The sequence below is a fragment of the Streptomyces anatolicus genome (genome assembly GCF_019400875.1).
GTDB classification, from domain to species: domain Bacteria; phylum Actinomycetota; class Actinomycetes; order Streptomycetales; family Streptomycetaceae; genus Streptomyces; species Streptomyces anatolicus.
In genome coordinates, this window is record NZ_WMBF01000471.1 from 1 (window position 1) to 4,904 (window position 4,904).

At 70.9% G+C, this 4,904-nt stretch carries 5 protein-coding genes; 3 read left to right on the plus strand and 2 right to left on the minus strand.

From position 1 onward, the window contains the following. The first annotated feature begins 50 nt into the window (after nt 1-50). On the plus strand, nt 51-248 hold the full coding sequence (locus GKQ77_RS27630) for a hypothetical protein (protein WP_219691650.1): 198 nt from the start codon (nt 51-53) through the stop codon (nt 246-248). On the opposite strand, the gene GKQ77_RS27635 is transcribed toward GKQ77_RS27630, so the two are convergent. Further along, a complete protein-coding gene (locus GKQ77_RS27635; protein WP_219691651.1) occupies nt 238-1,041 on the minus strand; it encodes a site-2 protease family protein in 804 nt (267 codons plus the stop codon). The genes GKQ77_RS27630 and GKQ77_RS27635 overlap by 11 nt on opposite strands. Before the next feature lie 105 nt (nt 1,042-1,146). Between GKQ77_RS27635 and GKQ77_RS27640 the strand changes: the two genes are divergently transcribed. Continuing rightward, nucleotides 1,147-1,479 (plus strand): hypothetical protein, encoded by a 333-nt coding sequence (locus GKQ77_RS27640; RefSeq protein ID WP_308117810.1) that lies wholly within the window; start codon nt 1,147-1,149, stop codon nt 1,477-1,479. Between the two features lie 54 nt (nt 1,480-1,533). On the opposite strand, the gene GKQ77_RS27645 is transcribed toward GKQ77_RS27640, so the two are convergent. Beyond that, nucleotides 1,534-2,916: an FAD-dependent oxidoreductase gene (locus GKQ77_RS27645; RefSeq protein ID WP_219691652.1), complete on the minus strand. Its 1,383-nt coding sequence runs from the start codon at nt 2,914-2,916 to the stop codon at nt 1,534-1,536. 444 nt (nt 2,917-3,360) lie between these two features. On the opposite strand from GKQ77_RS27645, the gene GKQ77_RS27650 reads away from it, so the two are divergent. After that, nucleotides 3,361-4,773, plus strand: coding sequence for a family 2B encapsulin nanocompartment shell protein (locus GKQ77_RS27650; protein ID WP_219691653.1), 1,413 nt, complete (start codon nt 3,361-3,363; stop codon nt 4,771-4,773). Nucleotides 4,774-4,904: the final 131 nt, after the last annotated feature.

A 4,904-nucleotide genomic window follows, 5' to 3' on the forward strand; every position in this document is an offset into this window, starting at 1 on the left:
CACCACGCCCCCGGGCGTCCCCCTGCTTCATCCGACAGGAGCCGACCCCCATGCCCCGCCTCGCTCTCTACGCCCTCGTGGTCTGCGCGCTCGCCGTCGTCGCCGCCGTGCTCTCCTTCGCGCAGGGCAGCTGGCTCGGCGTCGTCTGGGTGCTGCTCGCGGGGCTCTCGTCGAACATGGCCTGGTTCTACCTGCGGCGCGCGAAGCTCCAGCGGGACGCGGCGGCCGCGGCGGGCCCTACGAACTGATCGCGGGCGGGACCTCTTCGGGGCTGTCCCAGAAGCGGTAGAGCTCCTGGCCCCAGTAGCTGTCCCAGTCGCTGACGCCGAGGCCGCGCAGGATCGCGTCGATCGCGTCGAAGAACGCGTGGTTGACCTCCGGGATCCACAGCACCGCGAAGACCGCGAGCAGCCCGAACGGCGCGAACGGCTCCACCTGGCGGCGGATCCCGTGCGAGAGCCAGGGCTCGATCACGCCGTAGCCGTCCAGGCCCGGGATGGGCAGGGAGTTCAGGATCGCCGCCGTCACCTGGAGCAGGGCGAGGAACGCGAGCGCGTAGCGGAACGCGTCCGGCACGCCGTCCAGGGCGTCGAGCCAGAAGGGCGCCGTGCAGACCAGCGCGAACAGTACGTTCGTCAGCGGGCCGGCCGCCGAGATCAGGCTGTGCCGCCAACGGCCCCGGATCCGCCCCCGCTCGATGAAGACCGCGCCGCCGGGCAGACCGATGCCACCCATGATCACGAACAGCACGGGCAGCACGATGCTGAGCAGGGCGTGCGTGTACTTGAGCGGGTTCAGCGTCAAGTAGCCCTTCGCGCCGATCGAGATGTCGCCGCTGTGCAGGGCGGTGCGCGCGTGCGCGTACTCGTGCAGGCAGAGCGAGACGATCCAGGCGGCCGTCACGAACAGGAACACGGCGAGCCCGGGGTTGCTCGCGAAGCCGGTCCAGGCGGCCCAGCCGGATACCGCGGTGACGGCGGCGATCCCGAGAAAGACGGGACTGATCCGCCGGTCGCTGCCGCGGAGTGGGGCGGTGGTCATGGGGCGGGGCTCCTGAGGTCCTGGTACGGGGAAACGTGCCCGACCGTAGCGCTCGTATGCCAAAGACGTCTCGCGTGGCCCGGCGCGACGGGTCATGATGCCCGCGTGGCGGCAGAGAACGCAGAGAACGCGAAGAACGCAAAAAATGCTGAACACACCGAGGACGGTCACTTCATCATCGTCAAGGGGCGGCGGTGGCGGGCCACGGACCCCGCCCTTACCGAGGACGTGAAGGAACGGCTGGTCCATCATCTGATGGCGGCGCGCCGGGCGGTCGCCGCCGCCCGCGACGACGAGGCCGCGCGCAAGGCGGCCCGATCCCGCGTGCAGCTCGCGAAGACGGGGCTGGGGGAACGCGGCACGGCGTGGTGGGAGCTGCCCCTCGCCGAGCGGCGCGGGCGTGCGGATGACTGCCTGCGCCGACTGGAGGCGGACTGAGCGGCCCATGGCCCGGGGCGCCGCACAGGTGAGGATCCGAGGGGCGTCGCCGCCTCAGCTCGCGCGGCGCGTGAGCGCGCGGCGCAGCACCTTGGCGAGCACGGCCGGACGGAACAGCAGCGAGGGCGCGGCCGTCATGTTCAGCACGCGGACGAACCGCGCCCATACGCCCGGGTCGTGCACGGCGAGCGCGAAGACCTGCTGGTTGTACCAGTGGGCGAAGCGTGCGGGCAGCGGTTGCCCGGTGGGGGCCCACATGAGGTCGGAGCTGGTGGCCATGGTCCACGGGACATGGACGACACGGGCCGCGGCACGGTGGTAGGCGCGACTGAGGCCGTCGAGGCCGTCGAGGCCGGACGCACCGGCCGTGCGGCGGCGCAGCAGACGGCCGAGCAGCTCCGCTTCGAGCGCGGCGACCGTGAGCCCTTGTCCGTAGACCGGGTTGAAGACGCAGAGCGAGTCACCGACCGCGATCAGGCGTTCGGGCCAGCGGGAATTCTTGTGGTGCAGGCGCCACTCGTTGCCGGGGTTGGTGTAGCGGTGGATCTCTCCCTGCCGAACACCGCGCTTGATCTGTTCGGCGAGACGGGGATTGCCGAGGCTGTGGGCGAAGTCGAGGTACCCCTCGTCGTCGGTGGGCGGCACCTGCTCGTCGAAGCCGAACAGTGAGCACATCCAGCGATGGTGCTCCACGGCCAGCACCACCCCGCCGCGCGGAACGCCGGGTGCGAAGGTCATCTGGTACGCGACGTCGAAGTCCTGCCGGTCCTCCGGCGGGCGTTCGAAGCACGCCGAGGTGTAGGTGATCTTCGCTCGGATGACGGTCCTTGCGGACACCGGCAGCCCCGCGTCGGCGAGCCACCGGTCGACGGACGTGGCGCGGCCCGAGGCGTCCACGACCAGATCAGCGGTGACTTCGGTGGACTCGTCGGCGCCATCGGTGCGGTAGCGGACCCGGTCCAGGCGGCCGGGGGCGCTCGCCGTCACCGTCTCGCAGCGGGTCGCCGCGAGCAGCCGCACCGCAGTGAGGGCCGACACCCTCTGCCGCAGGCGACGTTCGAGTTCGTCGCGCGTGAAGCTCTGGACCGGTACGCCCACCGGGTCGGTCGGCGCGTAGCCGGTCGGCAGCAGGAAGCTGATCCGCTCGCCGTAGTCGAAGACGGGCGCGCCCACGTCCGCAAGCTCCTCCCGCAGACCGGGAAAGAGACCCTCCAGCGCGTCGCCGCCCCGCGCGAGCAACGCGTGCGCGTGGTAGCCCTGTGGGACGTGGGGGTGCACACCCGTGTCCGGCCGCAGCGGATCGCGCTCCAGGACGAGTACGTCGTCGAAGTGGTCGGCCAGGACCCGCGCGGTCACGAGCCCGGCGTAGCCGCCACCGATGACGACGGCCCGCTCCCAGCGGGCGCCGGGCGACGGGCTGTGCTGATCCTGGGCCATGACGGGTCCCCCCAGTCCGTGAGTCCGCGAGTCCATACCGGAGTTCCGCGAGTCCGCACCGGAGTATCGCCGCAGCCGTGACAGAGCCCGACCGGTCCCAGTCGTGTTTCCGACCCCATGCCATCAGACCTGTCTCTGCGTACGGCGCCTCCGGTGGGCCCCTCAACTCGCGGTCCCGCACCGCGAGGCCGACCCGTCGCCCGCCGGGGCGCGCCGCCAACTACGGCTGAATCCCGCCGGTATACGGGCAAACATCGCGCGGGCCGGATCATCGCATCGAGCTAACTCCCCGACTTTTCTTGGTGCGGTGGGCGAGGCGGCCCTTAGTGTTCTTCTGCATCTGGGCGGACTCTCACCCATATACCCCTTTCCTTTCCCCTTGCCCCGGTGCCCGGCCCTGCCCGCCCGCACGTGTCACACCTCTGACCAAGGAGACCTCGCCCGATGACTGTTGACTCGAGCCCGGATACGCGGCTGGAGCTGCCCCGGCAGTCCAGCCTGGGCACGGCCGCTGCCCGCAACCTCGCCACCACGACCAAGTCCGCCCCGCAGATGCAGGAGATCACCTCCCGCTGGCTGCTGCGGATGCTCCCCTGGGTGGAGACCAAGGGCGGCGCCTACCGCGTCAACCGGCGTCTGAGCTACACCGTCGGTGACGGGTCCGTGGAGTTCGTCCAGGACGGCGCCGACGTCCGGGTGATCCCTCGCGAACTGGGCGAACTGGCGCTGCTGCGCGGCTTCGACGACGTGGAGGTGCTGACCGCCATCGCCGACCGGTGCGTCCAGCGCGACTTCCGCAGCGGTGAGCGGCTGGTGGAGCGCGGCAGGCCCGCGGACGAGCTGTACCTGATCGCCCACGGCCGCGTCGGCCAGACCACCGTCGGCAAGTACGGCGGCGAGATCACCCTTGACGTACTCGCCGACGGCGACCACTTCGGAGAGCACGCTCTGCTGGACGAGGACGCCAGGTGGGAGCAGACCGCGACCGCCGAGACGCCCGGCACGCTGCTGACCCTGTCACGCGCCGACCTCGCGGCCGTGCTGGCCACGGCGCCGAGCCTGCGGGACCACCTCGAGGACTTCAAGTCGCGCTCCCGCCGGCGGCAGAACCACCGCGGCGAGGCGGAGATCGCGATGTCGGCCGGGCACACCGGCGAACACGAGCTGCCCGGCGCCTTCGTCGACTACGAACTGAAGCCGCGTGAGTACGAACTCTCCGTCGCGCAGACCATTCTGCGCGTCCACACGCGCGTCGCCGACCTCTACAACGGGCCGATGAACCAGACGAAGGAGCAACTCAGGCTCACCATCGAGGCGCTGCGCGAGCGGCAGGAGCACGAGCTGATCAACAACCGGGAGTTCGGCCTGCTCCACAACGCCGACTTCAAGCAGCGGATCCAGCCGCACTCCGGCCCGCCGACCCCGGACGACCTCGACGATCTGCTCTGCCGCCGCCGCGGCTCGAAGTTCTTCCTGGCGCACCCCAGGACGATCGCGGCGATCGGGCGTGAGTTCAACGCGCGCGGGCTCTACCCGGACCACGTCGACCTCGGCGGTCAGCAGGTCCCGGCCTGGCGAGGGGTCCCGATCCTCCCCTGCAACAAGATCCCCATCACCGAGGAGCGGACCAGCTCGATCCTCTGCATGCGTACGGGAGAGGAGAACCAGGGAGTCATCGGGCTGCACCAGACCGGCCTGCCGGAGGAGTTCGAACCGAGCCTGTCGGTCCGTTTCATGGGCCTCGACGAGCAGGCGATCACCTCCTACCTCGTCAGCGCCTACTACTCCGCCGCCATCCTCGTACCGGACGCGGTCGGCGTACTGGAGAACGTACAGATCGCCCACTGGCCCAGCTAGCGGACCCGGCCAGCCGCCCACCCCACAAGGAGCCATGGATGCCCGCGCCCGAGCTGCCACCCCCGCGGTCCAGCCTGCCGGAGGCCGCGCCCCTCGGGGCACACGTCCTCGCCGACGCCGCGGCCCGAGCC

What these genes read in the sequence shown, in the direction of transcription:
- GKQ77_RS27630 (WP_219691650.1), top strand. Translation starts at nt 51, where the DNA reads ATGCCCCGCCTCGCTCTCTACGCCCTCGTGGTCTGCGCGCTCGCCGTC.
- GKQ77_RS27635 (WP_219691651.1), bottom strand. Translation starts at nt 1,041, where the DNA reads ATGACCACCGCCCCACTCCGCGGCAGCGACCGGCGGATCAGTCCCGTC.
- GKQ77_RS27645 (WP_219691652.1), bottom strand. Translation starts at nt 2,916, where the DNA reads ATGGCCCAGGATCAGCACAGCCCGTCGCCCGGCGCCCGCTGGGAGCGG.
- GKQ77_RS27650 (WP_219691653.1), top strand. Translation starts at nt 3,361, where the DNA reads ATGACTGTTGACTCGAGCCCGGATACGCGGCTGGAGCTGCCCCGGCAG.